Source organism: Achromobacter sp. 413638 (assembly GCF_043119405.1).
GTDB lineage: Bacteria > Pseudomonadota > Gammaproteobacteria > Burkholderiales > Burkholderiaceae_B > Achromobacter.
The window spans coordinates 1-14,388 of sequence record NZ_JBICCO010000050.1 but is presented as its reverse complement, the minus strand read 5'-3'; the positions used below and the strand labels follow the sequence as shown (position 1 = coordinate 14,388).

Sequence of the window (14,388 nt, the reverse complement as noted above, 5' to 3'; positions counted from 1 at the left end):
TGCTCAGGAACGATGCGCGTGACGCGCATCCGGAAGGCCCGCTCCTTGCGGAGCGCGCCGGATATCGGGAATGGGGATGGGCTTGCGGTCCATAGCGCCCAGCAGCTCGCCCAGGCCCTGGGCCGAGCTGTTCTCCATGCGGCCGTCGGGGCCGCAGACGTTGTCGGCGCTGGTCCAGGCCGGCGCCGCGCCCGGCAGCCGGCGCGCGCGCAGCCAGCCGCGCCGGTCCACCATGAATTGCGCGCCGGCCAGCCCATCCTCGGGCAGGCCGGCCGCCAGCGCATAGGCGGCCCAGGCTTGCGGCCCCGTCGCCACGCAGTCCGCGTCGGTAACCGGCGCGCCGTCGCGGCTCAGGGCCACGGTCAGCAGGCGCGGGTCCTGTGGCTCGGGCGAGGCGCCCGGCGCCTGCGCCAGCACCCGCACGGGCAGGCCTCGCAGGTCCGTCAGCCAGGCCGCTCGGCCATCCCGGCACGACAGCGCCACGGCCGGCGCCGGCACCGCCGGCATGCCCGCCCCGCCGCTCAGGCCATAGGCCTGCAGCCGCAGATAGTCCAGCACGCGCCAGATGTCGTCGTCGCTCAGCGCCGCGCCAAAGGCCGGCATGGCCGGGGCGTCCTGCGGCGCGTCGCCGCCATGCGCCACGCGCCAGTGCAGCTCGCCCTCCAGCCGGTTGTCGAACAGGGCCGGACCCAGCACGCTGGGCCAGCGCGGCAGGCTGGCCGCGCGCACGCCGCGTCCGTCCGCGCCCGCCCCGTGGCAGGACGTGCAGTGCGCCTGGTACAAGGCCGCGCCGCGCAGCAGCTCCCGGTCCGAGAACGGCAGCGGCGAACGCTGGTAGGAAGTGGCCCGCGCCTCGGTCAGCAGCATGCGCGGATGCGGCCAGCTGACGCTCGCGCCCAGCGCGATGGCCGCCAGCGACAGGGCGATGCACCAGCGACGCCAACGCCACGCCGCCAGGGCCAGCAGCACGGCCGACGCCATCTGCGCGCCGGCCCAGGCCAGCCGCCGCCAGGTATGCGGGCTGACCGGCAGGTCCGCGTCATAGCGCCAGGCAAAGGGCCAATGGGCCACCGCCAGCGACTCGCCGCCCTGCCAGGCGAAGCCCTGCCCCAGCAGCAGCGCCAGCAAGGCCAGTGCGCCGGCGGCCAGCACCGCGCCGCGACGCGCCGGCTTGCCGTCATGGGAATCCGTATCCGCCTCGCGCCGCCACAGCCATGCGGCGGCCAGGGCCAATGCCAGCGCCGCGCTCGAGGCCAGCGCCAGATGTCCGGCGCGGGAACCCAGCAGGCCCGGCAAGCCCTGTGCCCGCGACCAGCCCAAGGCCACCAGCCCGGCCACCCCGGCCAGCGTCCAGGCCGAAGCCCAGGCCAGCCGCGCGCGCCCCTCCCCGCCCGCGCCCGCCAGGGCGGCCCGCGACCAGGCCAGCATGGCCGCTGGCGCCGCCGCGGCCGCCAGCGCCATCGCCACGGTACTCACCACGTCGCGTCCAGGCCCAGCAGCGCCAAGGCGCGATGCCGCAACGCCGCCAGCTTCGGATCGCCCCGATGACGCGGATACGGCAGGTCATTGACGATCTCGTCCTTGATGCGCGCCGGCCGCTCGCTCAGCACCACGATGCGGGTCGCCATGAACAGCGCTTCCTCGACGTCGTGCGTCACCAGCAGCGCGGTGAAACCCGCGCGTTGCCACAAGTCCACCAGCTCGGACTGCATGGCGATGCGGGTCAGCGAATCCAGCTTGCCCAGGGGCTCGTCCAGGATCAGGATGCGCGGGTCATTGACCAGCGCGCGCGCCAGCGCCGCGCGCTGCGCCATGCCGCCGGACAGCTGATGCGGATAAGCCTGGCCGAAGGCCTGCAGGCCGACGCGCTGCAAGGCATCGTCCACGCGCGCGCCCTGGGTCTTGAGCAGGCCGCGCGCCTGCAGGCCCAGCGCCACGTTGTTCCGGACCGTGCGCCAGGGATACAGCGTGGGGTCCTGGAACACCACGATGCGCGAGGGCGACGGACCGGCGATGGGCTCGCCGTCGGCCAGCAGCGCGCCCTCGGCTGGCGGTTCCAGTCCCGCGACCAGACGCAGCAGCGTGGACTTGCCGCAGCCGCTCGGACCGAGCAGAGCCACGAACTCGCCCGGCTGGATATCCAGGTCGATGTTGTCCAGCACCGGCAGGGCCGCGCCTTCCAGCTCGAAGCGGTGATTGACACCGCGCACCGACAGGGCCGCGCCGCGCGCCGCCGGCACGCCCGCCGCAGCGCCGAATCCCGGTGGATGCGCCGACGGCGCCGGGGAAACCGATTGCGCCACGGCTACCATTTGACGACTCCCTTCTGCCATGCGAGCAGGCGGTCGCGCCCCAGGAACAGCAGCGTGATCAGGCCCGAGAACACCAGCGCCATCACGATCAGCGCGCCGTACATATTGGCGTACGACGCCCAGCCCTGCGCCCAGGACAGATACCAGCCCAGGCCGGATTTCACGCCCATCATTTCGGCGGCCACCAGCACCGAGAACGACGCGCCCAGCCCCATGAACAGGCCGACGAAGACCTGCGGCAACGCCGCCGGTATGGCCACGCGCAGCACCAGGAACCACTCGCTGGCGCCCATGGTGCGCGCCACGTCGTAGTAGGCGCGGTTCACGCCCGCCACGCCGGACCAGGTCAGCACGGTGACGGGGAACCAGGTCGCCAACGCGATCAGGAACACCGCCGCCGACCAACCGGACGGAAAGAAGTAGAACGCCATCGGCAAAAGCGCGGTCGACGGCACCGGTCCCAGGAAACGCAGCACCGGATGCACCCAGTAGCCGAGCCCGCGCGACCAGCCGATCGCCACGCCGGTCAGGAAGCCCGCCGCCGCGCCCAGCGCGAAACCGTTGAACAGCAGCCACAGCGAATTGATCAGGCTGTCCAGGAGCCGCTTGTAGTCCGAGACGTAGACCTCGATCAGCGATTGCGGCGGCGCGAAGAAGGGACTGGGCAGCAGGGCCAGCTTGGCGGTTGCCAGCTCCCAACCGCCCACGGCCACCGCCAGCGCCGCGAACCACGGTCCGGCGCGGCGCAGCGCCTGCGCCGGCCGGGCCTGTTCGCGGCCCGACACCGCCGCCAGCAGCAACAGGGCCGCCAGCGCCAGCGCCGCCACGCCGAACTCGCGCGTATAGCTCCAGGACGTGAAGCCGACCTCGATATTGGGCAGGCCCAGCGTCAGCCCGCCCACGCCGGCCCACAGCGCGGCGGCGACCGCGCCGGTCTTCCACAGGCGCCATCCCGGCGCGCGCGCGGCGCCCGCCGGTGCGCGCGCCGCGCTGGCGGCCAACGCCGCGTCAGCCGAGGACATTGGGCACCACCGCTTGCGCGTATTTGTTGATGTCCAGGTTCGCGCTCAGGACCTTGATGATCTTCAGGTCCTTGGCGTAGCCCACGATTTCCTCGCGCAGCGCGGCGCCGGTGGAGGCATGGCCGTGCGTGTGGCTGCGCAGGATCTGCGCCACGCGCTCGGCCGGCACCTTGCCCGGCACGTAGGGCGCGAAGATGCGCGCGGTCTCGTCGGGATTGGACGCGGTCCAGCGCTGCGCGTCGATCACTGCGCGCGTGATGGCGGCGGCGGCCTCCGGGTCCTTGCGCACCAGGTCGCCGCGCAGGCCCAGCACGCAGCAGGTGCGGTTCTCGTAGTCGCCTTCCAGATTGGTGGCGATCTCGCGCAGCTTGTTGTCCTCGCGCAGCGTGTAGATGAGCGGATCGTCGCCAGCGATGGCGTCGACCTCGCCCTTCCTCAGCACTTCGCCGAACAGGTCCTGCGGATACTGGCGCCAGTCCACCTGATCGGGATCCAGGCCCAGCTGCGCCACGCGGATGGCGAAGAAGTTCTTCACCGGGCTGGCCTGGTCCGACACGGCCACGCGCCGGCCCTTCAGATCCTGCACGCTCTTGATGGGCGAATCGGCCGGCGTCAGCAGCCGCATGCAGCCGCCGTGCGTGCCGACGGCCAGCTTGACGTCGAAGCCCTGCTCCAGCGGCTTGAGCCAGCGCAGCGCCATGCCGATGCCGCCATCGGCATGGCCGGTGGCGATGGCTTCAAGCAGCTGATCGGTCGAGCCGCTGAAGTTGATGCGCTCGACGCGCAGGCCGTACTTGTCGAAAAAGCCGCGCTCCAGCGCCACCGACACGGGCGACTGGCAGACGGCGGTCTGGCTCCACGCGATCTTGAAAGTGCGCGGCGCGGTATTGGCCGCCAGCACGCGCGAACCCAGCATGCCGAGCGGCGCGGCCAGGCCGGCGACGCCGGCGGCGCGCAACAGCGCGCGGCGGGATATGCCGCGCGACAAACCCCGGGCGCCGTCCGCGCCCGTGTGGACTTTCGTATTCATCAACCTTCCTTATGAGCAGACTGTGAATGGCGATGCTTGCCATGCGGCATCATCCGTCTGCGCCAAGGGCCAGGACAAATACAAAGTCGGGATAACAATATGTGACCGGTGGCGCGCGGCGCCATCGGAATGCCGGCGGCAACGCCGCCGGCGCGGCGCGCGGCCTACTCCGGCAGGTGGTCGGGCACGCCTTCCGCGTCCACGCTCTTGACGCGGTCCAGCGCGTTGCGCGCGGCCGACATCGCCTCGACCGTGCTGCGAAAGCGCCGGCTGATGAAGATCTCGAAAGGCTGCGGCTCTTCCTGCTCGGGCGCCTGATCCTGCGGCTCTTCGCCTTCCTGCTGCGCCGCCTTTTCCGCCTGCGCCTTCGCGGCGTCCTTGGACGGTTTCACGGCGTCCTTGGACGGTTTAACGGGCAGGCGCCGCGTCTCCAGAAACGCGCGCGCGGGCACGCGTCCCTCGGGTTGCGTCGCATACGCCACCACTGAAAATCCGTTGATGATCTTCTCGGCCATGCCGGTTCCTTGTCTCTTATGGCGCGGTCGCACCGCGACACGCTGCTGTCCTACGACAACGGCGGACGCGGCTGAAACTTAAGCAGCCGCCGCTGGCACAGGGGGACCCATCTTGCCAGCGCCAATAAAAACGGCGTTGACATGCGTCAACGCCGCTCTTGCCGCCTTGAGGAACCGCCATCGCGGCGTATTTTCTATTTTGTCGATTCCGTCGCGGTGATGCGCTCGCGCACATAGGCGGCGGTTTGCGACAGCACGTCGGTCAGGTCCGCGCGCAGCGCTTCGAAACCTTCGTTGCGCTCGCGGCTGGCCTCGTCCATATACAGCGGGCGGCGGATCTCGACCTGCAGGCTGTGACGGTTCAGCGCGGGCTGGCCGATCTGCGCGATCAGCTGCACGCCCTTGTAGGGATCGTTGCGCGCAACGGTATAGCCCTTGGCGCGCAAGGCGGTCTCGATCAGGGCGATGAACGCCGGTTCGCACGTGCTGCCGTCGCGATCGCCCAGCACGAAGTCGGCCAAGGGATGCGGACTGGTCCGGCCCAGCCGCTCATAGGCGTCGTTGGGCATGGAATGCAGGTTCAGGTGCCAGACGGCGCCGAAGCGCCGCACGGTATCGCCGATCGCGCGCGACAGGGCCGCATGATAGGGCTCGTAATAGGCCTGGATGCGATGGCGCACCTCGGCGAGCGTGAGCTTGCGGTCGTAGATCGGCGTGGCCTTGTCCATGCGGCGCCAGATCAACCCCTTGCCCAATCGCGTCTTTTCACCGGGCTCCAGCGGCCCGGGCCAGGGTTCGGCCAACAGCTCGGGATCCAGGTCGCGCAGCGTGCGATTGGGATCGATGTACACGCGCGGAAAATTGGCGGCGACCAGGGTCGCGCCCAGCGCTGGCGCCGCCGACCACAGCGCGTCCACATGCGTGTCCTCGCCCTGGCGCAGCTGCGCCAGCGAAGCCGCGGCACCGAAATCCGCCGGATACGTCTCGCCGCTGTGCGGCGAATCACAGACCAGCGGCAACGCCGCGACAGCGGGTTCGAATACGGATACGGGCTGGAAATCGGCTTGCGTCATCGTCAGTCTGCCTGGATGTTGGCGGCCTTGGCCACCTTGGCGTAACGGGCCAGGGCCTCGTTGATCTGGGCCTGGAACTCCTGCGGTGTGGTCGGCATCAGCGTGCCGCCCACGTCCTCCGCCTTCTTGCGGAATTCCGCATTATCCATCGCCGCGCGCACCGCCTGGTTCAGGCGTTCGATCACGGCCGGCGGCGTGCCGGCCGGCGCCACCAGGCCGAACCAGCCGCCCGTGCCCATATCGGGATAGCCCAGCTCGATGTAGGTGGGCACGTCCGGCAGCAAGGGCGAACGCTGCGCGCCCAGCACGGCCAACGCGCGCAGCTTGCCGCCGGCGACCTGCGGCAGGGTCGAGGACAGGTTGTCGGTGATGGCGTCCACCTGGCCGCCCATCACGTCGTTGAGCGCCGGACCCGCGCCGCGATACGGCACGTGCAGCAGCTTCATGCCGGCCAGCATCATGAAGTTCTCGATGTTCACGTGGCCCAGCGAACCCACGCCGGGCGAGGCGAAGCTGTACTTGTCGGGCGTAGCCTTGGCCAGCGCCACGAACTCGGCCATGTTCTTGACCGGGATCTGCGGATTGACCGCGAAGATGCTGGGCACGGCCAGCACGTTGCCGATCGGCGCGAAGTCCTTGACCGGGTCGTAGTTCATCTTGCGGTAGACGGCCGGGTTGGAGCCGTGCGTGCTCATCGTCGCCATGCCGATGGTGTAGCCATCCGGCGTCGAGCGGGCGACCTGCTCCATGCCGAGCGAGCCGCCGGCGCCGGCCTTGTTCTCGACCACGATGGTCTGCTTCAGGTCGCGGCCTGCGTACTCGGCCACCAGGCGCGCCACGATGTCAGTGGAACCGCCTGCGGCGAAGGGCACCACCAGCTTGATCGGCCGGGTGGGATAGTCGGCGGCGCGGGCGGCGCCGGCAAAGGTCAGCGTGGCGATGATGCCGGCGAGCGCGACGCGCGCGAACCGGCCGGAAAGGCGGCGGGACATGAGGGCTACTCCGGGAAAGTGACGTGGTCGTTGCAGGCCGCCAGTGTCCGAACTTTACGGTCGCCTTTCAAACGACTATATTGCACGCCTTCATTACCAAAGATCATGCAAGAGATCGCCCGATGCGTCTGCATTCGCCTTCCATGTCGGAGCTGCACGCCTTCGTCACGGCGGCCCGCCTGGGCAGCTTCACCCAGGCTGCCGAGGCGCTGTGCGTGACCCAGGGCGCGGTCAGCCGGGCGATCTCGCGCCTGGAGGCGCATTTCGGCCAGCCGCTGATGCGCCGCAACGCGCACGGCCTGACGCTGACCGACACTGGCCGCAAGCTCTATGACGGCGCCCAGGAACCGCTGCGCGCCATCGAAACCCTGAGCGCCGGATTGCGCGCGCAGGACCGCCGGCTGCAATTGACGCTGTCCAGCGTGCCGACGCTGGCCAGCGCCTGGCTGATGCCGCGCCTGTCCGACTTCCATCAGCGTCACCCCGAGATCCAGCTGAGCTTCGCGCCATACCGGCGCGACGAGGATTTTTCCGGCGCCACGCCCGACGCCAGCATTCTCTCGGGCGAGCGGGACCAATGGCCCGGCTGGCAGGCCGACTACGTGATCGGCCGCGAAATGGTGGTCATCTGCCATCCCGCGCGCCTGGTAGCGCGGCGGTCACAAGGCATGTGGGACACGCCCGCCGGCCTGCTGGGCGAGCCGCTGCTCTATCACGGCAATGGCGTGGAGAACTGGGCGCAATGGTTCAGCGCCGTCGGCGCGCCGCGCGAGCGACTGAAGCTGGCCAGCGGCTTCGATCAGGTCTCGCTGCTGGTGCGGGCCGTGATGGCGGACATGGGCATCGCCGTGCTGCAGCGCTGCCTGGTGCGCGATGATCTGCTGGCCGGCCGCGTCGCCGCGCCCTTCCCCGGGCTGCAGGCGCGCATCGCCCGCGGCTACCATCTCTGCGCGCCGCCACAGCGGCGCGACCACTACGCGCTGGCCTGCTTCAGGAAATGGCTGCTGGATACCGCCGGCGCGGATCCGGACGTGGCGGCGGCAGGAGGCTAGGCCCCTTGCTCCTCGCCCGCCCCCTCTGCCGCGCCTGCGGCGCGGCCGCCAGACGTGATAAAGCCCCTCGCAAGGGGCTGGTTCCTTCGATGCCGCCGTGGAAAATCAGGGCGCGAGCTTGAAGCCCAGGTCCACGCCCCATTTGTCCGTTTCGCGCAACCATTTGGCGCCGCAGCTCAGGCAGCGGAAATGATCCTCGCGGCTTTCCTCGCGGCCACGCTGCGTCGGGTTGGTGAATCCTTGGTGGCCGAGCTGCGCGTGCGGCGCGACGCCGGCCAGGCCAGGGTTAATGCGTTGGCAAGCCAAGCACATAACGCTCATTGATGCTTCCCCACAAACTTAGTTACGAAATTGTAAGGGATTTCACCAATGTTCTTCGCAAAAAATTGTTAACGAAGCAAGAATGAGCGGGAAATATGTGCAGAAATCGGACAGTCAGCGCAATCCGCGCAAGGCGCTACGCAGGATCGCCGGATCCGCTCCGACGAAGTCAACGTGGATGCCACACTCCATATCAGCCCCACATTAGCCCCATATGGCGCCATATGGCCAGCATCAGCAAGCATCAGCACGCTTCTGACAGCGCCGCCAGGCAGGTCGCCAGGTGGTATGGCGAGGTCGACGGCATATCGCCGCGCGCCACCGCTCCCTGAGCATCCAGGCACTCGTACCAGCCGCCGGCATGCAGGAACCGGGCGCGGAAGCCATCGAGCGCCCCGGCCAGCGCTTCGCGCTCGCCCAGCACCGCCAGCATGCGCAGATACTCCGCCTGCGCCCAGATGCGGCGAGTGTCGTCGCGCACCGCGCCGTTTTCCGCCAGCGCGGCGCGCACGCCCATGGCGTCGACGCCATGGCGGCGCGCCCACTGCGCGGCGCGCGGCAGGCTCTCGGCCAGTTCGAGTCCGTCAAACACTTCGGCCGCGCCGCGCACCAGGGACAGCCATTCAAACTGATGGCCGGGCTCATGCCGGTTGTCCGGGGTTCCCTGCGGCGCCTCGGACACGCACTGCGTGGGCGCATGCACGAAATGCTGGGAGATGCCCTGCGCCAGCGCGCGCAGCCGCTGCGCGAACAGCGCCGGTTCGGCCACCTGCGCGGCGGCCAGGTAGGCTTCGGTCAGATGCATCATGGGATTCTGGGCCGGGCCGCGCAGCGCGCGGCTCCAGTCCGAAGCGACAGCCGCTTCGTACAGGCCGTCGGGCCGCTTGAAGCGGGCCTCGATGGTTTCCGCCGCGCCCAGCATGAGCTTGCGCGCCCCGGCGTTGTGCGAGCGCCGGAAATACGCGGCGCAGGCGAACACGATGAAGGCGTGGGTATAGAGATCCTGGGTCTCGTCCAACGGACGCGCCTGCGCGTCCACGCTGTAGCGCCAGCCGCCGCGCGCATCCTGGAAATGGGCGCACAGGGACTCGAACAGGCGGTCGGCATGCGCGGCCGCGTCGGCCCCCGACGCCTCGGCGTACACGTAGAGCTGGCGCGCGCACGCCATCGCGCGATAACGTTCGGCGGGCAGCGGATTCCCGGAAGCGGCATCCAGTGATTCGAAGGGTAGCCCGAGCGCCTGGTTGAAGCCCGGTCCCATCCACATGGGCAGGATCACTGAATCGAAATGCGCGCGCAGCGCGCGAATGCCGGCTGCGAGCGTGGAGTTGGTCTGTGCGGCTGCCATCTTGGAACGGCGCGGGCTCCAACGGAGCCTCATGTTATGGAGCAGCGACGATAACCGAAATTTTCGCTGCATTCTTTTCACCGCGCCTATAGCCAAGCGCCATGACCACACAGACCGATACGGCTACGAACTCCCTTCTGCATGGTTTCCGCGCTAGCGGAAGATGTTTTCCTCGACCCAGTTCTGCGCGAACAGTTCCGCGCGATCACGTGCCTCGTCCAACGAGGCGCAGTTGCCCAAGTGGGAAAATGCGGCATCCACTTCGGTGCCGCCCTCGGCCGTTACCGTCAGCAATACGCCATATCCGCCGGTATCCATGGCCGCTGTGGAAACGTCGATCAGTACTTCCTGGTCACGATGCTGCATGTGTTACCTCCCAGTCGGTTACCTAAACGCGTGAACCACGCGTGACGCGGCGGGTGCAGAAAGCCCGCTCGTATGAATAGACCTGCAAACGTCACGCGAGTTCATCTTACCGGTGCCGCGCGCGCGGCGATACCGCGACGGGGCGCGAAATGGCAGATTCCATCTCAGGAGATTCCCGCATGTCGCGCAGGCGCGCGCGCAAAGGCCGCAGCATTGCGTCCTTCCTGGAAAACATTCGCAAGATTCTTGGGAATGGATCGGCCTGCGCCGATCCGCCGCCTCAGCGCAGATGGATGGCGCCGGGCTCTTCCATGCGCAGGGCCAGCAGGCCCTTGTCGGTAATGCGCCAGCGGCCGTCGTCATCGGCCTCGATGCAGCGCAAGGTCTGGAGCGCCTGGGCGATGTCGGCGGGAATCTCCGCCTGCGCGGCGCCCGGCTGCGCATTGTCCGCGACCGTGCGCAGCCAATGGCCCAATTCACCCTTCTGGAAACGATGCAATGCCATGCCGTACTCTCTGATTCAAACTCGCTGTCGCCGGGTTCAACGATAGCACGGCGCCAGCGGCGAGCCCTGCCCTCATGACGCGCGCAGCGCCAGCGGGCGCTTCAGCCGCGACGCCACCGCCGAGGCCGCCACGCTGAGCGCGATGAGTCCCAGGCCCAGGGCCAGATCGGCGGAGATGCGCTCGTGGAATACCAGCGAGGACACGACCAGGCCAATCACCGGCACGCACAGCATGGCGATGGACGTGGCCACAGGCGGCAGCTTCTGCGTCATGCCCAGCACCACGATGAAGGTCAGCGCCGTCGCCAGCGGCCCGGTGTAGAAGATCACGGGCCAGGCGTCCGGCACGGCCAGGAAAGCCGGCGCGCCGTCGCGCAGGCAAGCCAGCGCGGCCAGCGGCACGGTCGCGATGCCGGTCTGCCAGGGAATCATGTCGGCGCCCAGCCGCACATGGCGATTGCCGCGCAGCTGGATGATGTTGCAGGCCCAGGCGAACGAGGCGCCCAGCAGCATGACCAACCCGATCACCGTGTGCGCCTGCCAGGGGCTGAAAGCGGGCGCCACGATCACGCCGATGCCCGCGTAGCTCAGCAGCGTGGCCAGCCACTGCGCGGCGGAAAGACGTTCCTTCAGTACCAACGCGGACAGCGGGATGACCCAGATCGACGTGGCGTAGGCGATCACCGAGGCGCGGCCGGGCGCCACATACTGCAAGGCCCACAGCGCCAACGCCGTGAACGCGCCCATCTGCAGCAGCGCCACGCCGGCGACCAGCGGCCACTCCTGCCGCGTCGGCGGCCGCAACCGGCCCATCAGCCCCAACACCAGCGCGCTGATCAGCGCCGCCGAGCCGAAGCGGCTGGCCGCCAGCCAGAGCGGGCTCATGTGGTCCAGCCCCAGCTTCATGACGGGCCAGTTGCCGCCCCAGATCATCACCGCGCCCGCCAGGGGCAGAAAACCGCGCATGCTGCTGTACTGACTCATTGCTGCCTGATTTACCGCTGTTTATTCCGTGCCTCGGCCCTTTTGCCGAAGAAGGCGAAAGTCTATAGGGTTAACCCCAGCATTATTGACTTCAATTTGCCGCAACCACAGGCATACTCAGCACAAACCAATCGACTATCCCTTTTTCATAGGTCATTCATGCTGGACATCAACCTGGACGCCACCGACATCCGGATCCTGAACGAACTTCAGCGCGACGCGCGCCTGACCAATGTGGAATTGGCCGCCCGGGTCAATCTGTCGGCCTCGCCCTGTCTGGCCCGGGTGCGGCGCCTGGAAACCGAGGGCCTGATCGACCGCCGCGTCACGCTGCTTAACGCGCGCAAGCTGGGCCTGAAGGTCAACGTGTTCATCCAGATCTCGCTGGACAAGCAGCGCAAGGCCGCCCTGGACGTGTTCGAGCGCGAGATCGCGGTGCTGCCGGAGATCATGGAGTGCTACCTGATGTCGGGCGACGCCGACTACCTGGTGCGCGCGCTGGTGCCCGACGTGGACGCGCTGGAACGGCTGATCGTCGAACACATCACGCGCATCCCCGGCGTGGCCAGCATCCGCTCCAGCTTCGCGCTCAAGCAGGTGCTCTACACCACCGCGGTGCCGCTGGCCTAAACCCGCGCAAACCCATACGCCGCGCGGCTTGCGGGATGCCGCCATGCCCCGCACAATGAAGGCGCATGGCGCCCGCCGCCGGCAGGCGCCGTTTCCCAACGCCACCCAAGGAGCACACCATGCCCGAAACCGACTGGTTCCCCGGCGGCGCGCTGCCCGACCGCCAGGGATATTTCGAAGTGGAGTTCGCCTCCGGCGAAACCGAGATCACGCGCTACGGCCTGCTGGGATGGGAGCCCGAGGAATCGCGCGGCCGCATCCTGCGCTGGCGCGGCCTGGATCCTGAAATCGAAGCCGCCGAGATCGCGCGCGCGCAAGCCGTGCGCCAGGGCGGCGACGCCGCCATGCTTTGAAATGGAAAGCGGGCGGCAAAGCCGGCCGCTGCTGCCCGCGCAGCGCGGGCGGTCCGGCGCCCATGGCGCCGGTCAAGGATCACAGTCCGTCGATCTTGGATATCTTCGTGCCGGCCAGCGACACACCAGCCATCAGCCCGCCATTGTTCATCACGAAGCCCACCACCGGCTGCTGCGCCGTGTTGGTGTCGATGCGGCCATTCGCGCCGATATCCACCACCGCGACAGTCGCGTCGGCCCCAACGGTCCAACCGCTGCTGTTACGGAACTTGTCCAACGCGCCTTGCGTCATGAACAGCAACACCATGGCCTTGGACTGCGCGCCGGCCTGGAAGCCGATCGAGCCAGCGGTGGTGCTGTAGTAGCCGGCATTGGCGCCGCCCACGCGCAGCACGCCCTTGCCGTGCTCGGCGCCGATGATGAAGCTGCCGCTCAGCACGTCCGGGAATATCAGCACGCCCTTGGCGCGCGCCACCAACTCCTTGGACTGCGGCGACGCCTGGTAGAGCTTGCCCAAGGTCTCGTCGGCCGCGCTGCTGAGCGACTTGCGCTGCTCGGCGGGCGTGGCCGATGAAGTCGGCGTGGTGGTCGTGCAGCCGGCGAAGAGCAGGCCGGCGACGCTGATGGTCGCGGCGGCCAGGCCGGCGCGGCGGAACATGGGAAGAGAATCGAACATGGAACGCTCCTTGTTGTTGTCATCCGCCCCCACTGTAACTGCCAGGGGGGCCAAGGCAAGCCACACGATTGTGATAAACGCAACAAAACCTGCCGCGGCACTTCAGTAGATGCCGCCATGCAACCGCACGCGCAGCGCGCCGGCAACATCTGGTAGGAGTTTACGGGAAAATACATACAGTCTGGCCCGGCGGCCGACAGGCGCCGGCGTTCAGGAGCGTATCCATTGCGCGTCCCACAAGGCCTCGCCACGCGCGAGCGCCTCGCCCAGCGGCTGCCTGCAGCGCTGCGCCACCGCCGCCAGCAAGGCATTGCACAGCGCCATCGGCGCGGTGTAGGAATCGAACGGCGAGGCGCTGGAGCACTGCGCCACCAGCACCTGGTCGGCCCAACGCGCGGCCGGCGCGGAAGCCGAGTCGGTGATCAGCACCACCTTCGCGCCGCGCTCGCGGAACACACGCAGCGCCTTGGCCGCCGCCACCGAGTAGCGCCGGAAGGTGAAGGCCAGCAGCACGTCGCGTTCGTCCACCCATAGCAACTGGTCTTCCAGGAACAACGGCCCCTGCGTGGCCAGCGGCCGCACGGCCGGCAGGCACAGGTTCAGGTACAGCGCCGCGTAGCCGGCCAGCGGCGCGGCCTGCCTCAGCCCCAGCACGTGCACGCGCGCCTTGCGTTGCGTCAGCGCGCGCACCGCGGCCTCGAACACCGCCGGATCCACCGTGGAGAAGGTCGCCTGCAAATTGTGCTGGTCATGCAGCAGCGCGTTGTGCAGGCAGGCGCGCGCACCGTGGCCGTCGGCGCCCATGGCGTCGGCGCGCTCGCCCGGCGAGGCCAGCCGGGCGGTGACTTCCGCGCGCGCCTCGGTCTGCGCCTGCGCATAGCTGTCGTAGCCCAGCTTGGCGAGCAGGCGCACCACGGTCGAGGCGCTGGTGCCCACCGCCCGTGCCAGCGCGGTGGCGGATTCCAGCAGGCTTTGCGGATAACGCGCCAGCATCTCGTCGACAAGCAGGCGCTCGGTCTTGGAGAGTTTGCGGCCATAGCCCGCGATGCGTTGGTTCAGGTTCATGGTGAGGGGCGATTCTACAAGGACGTTCTGGCTCGCGGCATGACGCGGCGGGGGGGGGGGGGGGGCGGGGCGGCCCCCCCCCCCCCCCCCCCCCCCCCCCCCCCCCCCCCCCCCCCCCCGCGCCAGCAGCGCCCAGACGCCGGC

At 68.9% G+C, this 14,388-nt stretch carries 17 protein-coding genes; 3 read left to right on the top strand and 14 right to left on the bottom strand.

Annotation, left to right across the window (positions count from 1 at the left end; translation table 11 throughout):
- Positions 1-3: 3 nt before the first annotated feature.
- The 7 genes from ACEU5R_RS19595 to ACEU5R_RS19565 all read right to left on the bottom strand — a co-directional run bounded on the left by ACEU5R_RS19595 (position 4) and on the right by ACEU5R_RS19565 (position 6,944).
- Positions 4-1,479, bottom strand: coding sequence for a c-type cytochrome (locus tag ACEU5R_RS19595; RefSeq protein ID WP_392411319.1), 1,476 nt, complete (start codon positions 1,477-1,479; stop codon positions 4-6).
- Complete coding sequence (locus tag ACEU5R_RS19590; protein ID WP_392411318.1) at positions 1,473-2,312, bottom strand: ABC transporter ATP-binding protein; 840 nt, start codon at positions 2,310-2,312, stop codon at positions 1,473-1,475. The genes ACEU5R_RS19595 and ACEU5R_RS19590 overlap by 7 nt, the downstream gene beginning before the upstream one ends.
- On the bottom strand, positions 2,306-3,334 hold the full coding sequence (locus tag ACEU5R_RS19585) for an ABC transporter permease (RefSeq protein WP_103273837.1): 1,029 nt from the start codon (positions 3,332-3,334) through the stop codon (positions 2,306-2,308). Before ACEU5R_RS19585 ends, ACEU5R_RS19590 begins: the two co-directional genes overlap by 7 nt.
- Positions 3,321-4,364 (bottom strand): ABC transporter substrate-binding protein, encoded by a 1,044-nt coding sequence (locus ACEU5R_RS19580; protein ID WP_103273836.1) that lies wholly within the window; start codon positions 4,362-4,364, stop codon positions 3,321-3,323. Before ACEU5R_RS19580 ends, ACEU5R_RS19585 begins: the two co-directional genes overlap by 14 nt.
- Before the next feature lie 164 nt (positions 4,365-4,528).
- Entirely contained in the window at positions 4,529-4,879 is a 351-nt protein-coding gene (locus ACEU5R_RS19575) for a hypothetical protein (protein WP_392411317.1), read from the bottom strand.
- Between the two features lie 194 nt (positions 4,880-5,073).
- Positions 5,074-5,952, bottom strand: a complete 879-nt coding sequence (locus ACEU5R_RS19570; RefSeq protein ID WP_103273834.1) for an N-formylglutamate amidohydrolase — start codon at positions 5,950-5,952, stop codon at positions 5,074-5,076.
- A gap of 2 nt (positions 5,953-5,954) precedes the next feature.
- Positions 5,955-6,944 carry a Bug family tripartite tricarboxylate transporter substrate binding protein gene (locus tag ACEU5R_RS19565; protein WP_392411316.1) on the bottom strand — a complete coding sequence of 330 codons (990 nt, stop codon included), beginning with the start codon at positions 6,942-6,944 and terminating at the stop codon, positions 5,955-5,957.
- Between the two features lie 122 nt (positions 6,945-7,066).
- On the opposite strand from ACEU5R_RS19565, the gene ACEU5R_RS19560 reads away from it, so the two are divergent.
- Positions 7,067-7,996, top strand: coding sequence for a LysR substrate-binding domain-containing protein (locus tag ACEU5R_RS19560; protein WP_103273832.1), 930 nt, complete (start codon positions 7,067-7,069; stop codon positions 7,994-7,996).
- Positions 7,997-8,101: 105 nt separating this feature from the next.
- On the opposite strand, the gene ACEU5R_RS19555 is transcribed toward ACEU5R_RS19560, so the two are convergent.
- The 5 genes from ACEU5R_RS19555 to ACEU5R_RS19535 form a co-directional block, all read right to left on the bottom strand.
- Entirely contained in the window at positions 8,102-8,317 is a 216-nt protein-coding gene (locus tag ACEU5R_RS19555) for a hypothetical protein (RefSeq protein ID WP_103273831.1), read from the bottom strand.
- A 244-nt stretch (positions 8,318-8,561) separates the two neighbouring features.
- Complete coding sequence (locus tag ACEU5R_RS19550; protein WP_392411314.1) at positions 8,562-9,665, bottom strand: AGE family epimerase/isomerase; 1,104 nt, start codon at positions 9,663-9,665, stop codon at positions 8,562-8,564.
- 153 nt (positions 9,666-9,818) lie between these two features.
- Positions 9,819-10,031, bottom strand: coding sequence for a hypothetical protein (locus ACEU5R_RS19545; RefSeq protein ID WP_103273829.1), 213 nt, complete (start codon positions 10,029-10,031; stop codon positions 9,819-9,821).
- A gap of 280 nt (positions 10,032-10,311) precedes the next feature.
- Positions 10,312-10,536, bottom strand: a complete 225-nt coding sequence (locus ACEU5R_RS19540) for a hypothetical protein (protein ID WP_103273828.1) — start codon at positions 10,534-10,536, stop codon at positions 10,312-10,314.
- A gap of 72 nt (positions 10,537-10,608) precedes the next feature.
- Positions 10,609-11,520 (bottom strand): DMT family transporter, encoded by a 912-nt coding sequence (locus tag ACEU5R_RS19535; protein WP_392411313.1) that lies wholly within the window; start codon positions 11,518-11,520, stop codon positions 10,609-10,611.
- A gap of 159 nt (positions 11,521-11,679) precedes the next feature.
- Between ACEU5R_RS19535 and ACEU5R_RS19530 the strand changes: the two genes are divergently transcribed.
- Both ACEU5R_RS19530 and ACEU5R_RS19525 read left to right on the top strand, forming a co-directional pair.
- Complete coding sequence (locus ACEU5R_RS19530) at positions 11,680-12,150, top strand: Lrp/AsnC family transcriptional regulator (protein ID WP_103273826.1); 471 nt, start codon at positions 11,680-11,682, stop codon at positions 12,148-12,150.
- Between the two features lie 119 nt (positions 12,151-12,269).
- Complete coding sequence (locus ACEU5R_RS19525) at positions 12,270-12,503, top strand: hypothetical protein (protein WP_103273825.1); 234 nt, start codon at positions 12,270-12,272, stop codon at positions 12,501-12,503.
- Positions 12,504-12,582: 79 nt separating this feature from the next.
- Here ACEU5R_RS19525 and ACEU5R_RS19520 read toward each other — a convergent pair whose 3' ends face one another.
- Both ACEU5R_RS19520 and ACEU5R_RS19515 read right to left on the bottom strand, forming a co-directional pair.
- Positions 12,583-13,179: a YSC84-related protein gene (locus ACEU5R_RS19520; RefSeq protein ID WP_103273824.1), complete on the bottom strand. Its 597-nt coding sequence runs from the start codon at positions 13,177-13,179 to the stop codon at positions 12,583-12,585.
- Positions 13,180-13,389: 210 nt separating this feature from the next.
- On the bottom strand, positions 13,390-14,244 hold the full coding sequence (locus ACEU5R_RS19515) for a MurR/RpiR family transcriptional regulator (RefSeq protein ID WP_103273823.1): 855 nt from the start codon (positions 14,242-14,244) through the stop codon (positions 13,390-13,392).
- Between the last annotated feature and the right edge of the window lie 144 nt (positions 14,245-14,388).

Excerpts from the sequence above, each read along its gene's own strand:
- ACEU5R_RS19590 (WP_392411318.1), bottom strand. The coding sequence starts at position 2,312 with ATGGTAGCCGTGGCGCAATCGGTTTCCCCGGCGCCGTCGGCGCATCCA.
- ACEU5R_RS19585 (WP_103273837.1), bottom strand. The coding sequence starts at position 3,334 with ATGTCCTCGGCTGACGCGGCGTTGGCCGCCAGCGCGGCGCGCGCACCG.
- ACEU5R_RS19580 (WP_103273836.1), bottom strand. The coding sequence starts at position 4,364 with ATGAATACGAAAGTCCACACGGGCGCGGACGGCGCCCGGGGTTTGTCG.
- ACEU5R_RS19575 (WP_392411317.1), bottom strand. The coding sequence starts at position 4,879 with ATGGCCGAGAAGATCATCAACGGATTTTCAGTGGTGGCGTATGCGACG.
- ACEU5R_RS19570 (WP_103273834.1), bottom strand. The coding sequence starts at position 5,952 with ATGACGCAAGCCGATTTCCAGCCCGTATCCGTATTCGAACCCGCTGTC.
- ACEU5R_RS19565 (WP_392411316.1), bottom strand. The coding sequence starts at position 6,944 with ATGTCCCGCCGCCTTTCCGGCCGGTTCGCGCGCGTCGCGCTCGCCGGC.
- ACEU5R_RS19560 (WP_103273832.1), top strand. The coding sequence starts at position 7,067 with ATGCGTCTGCATTCGCCTTCCATGTCGGAGCTGCACGCCTTCGTCACG.
- ACEU5R_RS19555 (WP_103273831.1), bottom strand. The coding sequence starts at position 8,317 with ATGAGCGTTATGTGCTTGGCTTGCCAACGCATTAACCCTGGCCTGGCC.
- ACEU5R_RS19550 (WP_392411314.1), bottom strand. The coding sequence starts at position 9,665 with ATGGCAGCCGCACAGACCAACTCCACGCTCGCAGCCGGCATTCGCGCG.
- ACEU5R_RS19545 (WP_103273829.1), bottom strand. The coding sequence starts at position 10,031 with ATGCAGCATCGTGACCAGGAAGTACTGATCGACGTTTCCACAGCGGCC.
- ACEU5R_RS19540 (WP_103273828.1), bottom strand. The coding sequence starts at position 10,536 with ATGGCATTGCATCGTTTCCAGAAGGGTGAATTGGGCCATTGGCTGCGC.
- ACEU5R_RS19535 (WP_392411313.1), bottom strand. The coding sequence starts at position 11,520 with ATGAGTCAGTACAGCAGCATGCGCGGTTTTCTGCCCCTGGCGGGCGCG.
- ACEU5R_RS19530 (WP_103273826.1), top strand. The coding sequence starts at position 11,680 with ATGCTGGACATCAACCTGGACGCCACCGACATCCGGATCCTGAACGAA.
- ACEU5R_RS19525 (WP_103273825.1), top strand. The coding sequence starts at position 12,270 with ATGCCCGAAACCGACTGGTTCCCCGGCGGCGCGCTGCCCGACCGCCAG.
- ACEU5R_RS19520 (WP_103273824.1), bottom strand. The coding sequence starts at position 13,179 with ATGTTCGATTCTCTTCCCATGTTCCGCCGCGCCGGCCTGGCCGCCGCG.
- ACEU5R_RS19515 (WP_103273823.1), bottom strand. The coding sequence starts at position 14,244 with ATGAACCTGAACCAACGCATCGCGGGCTATGGCCGCAAACTCTCCAAG.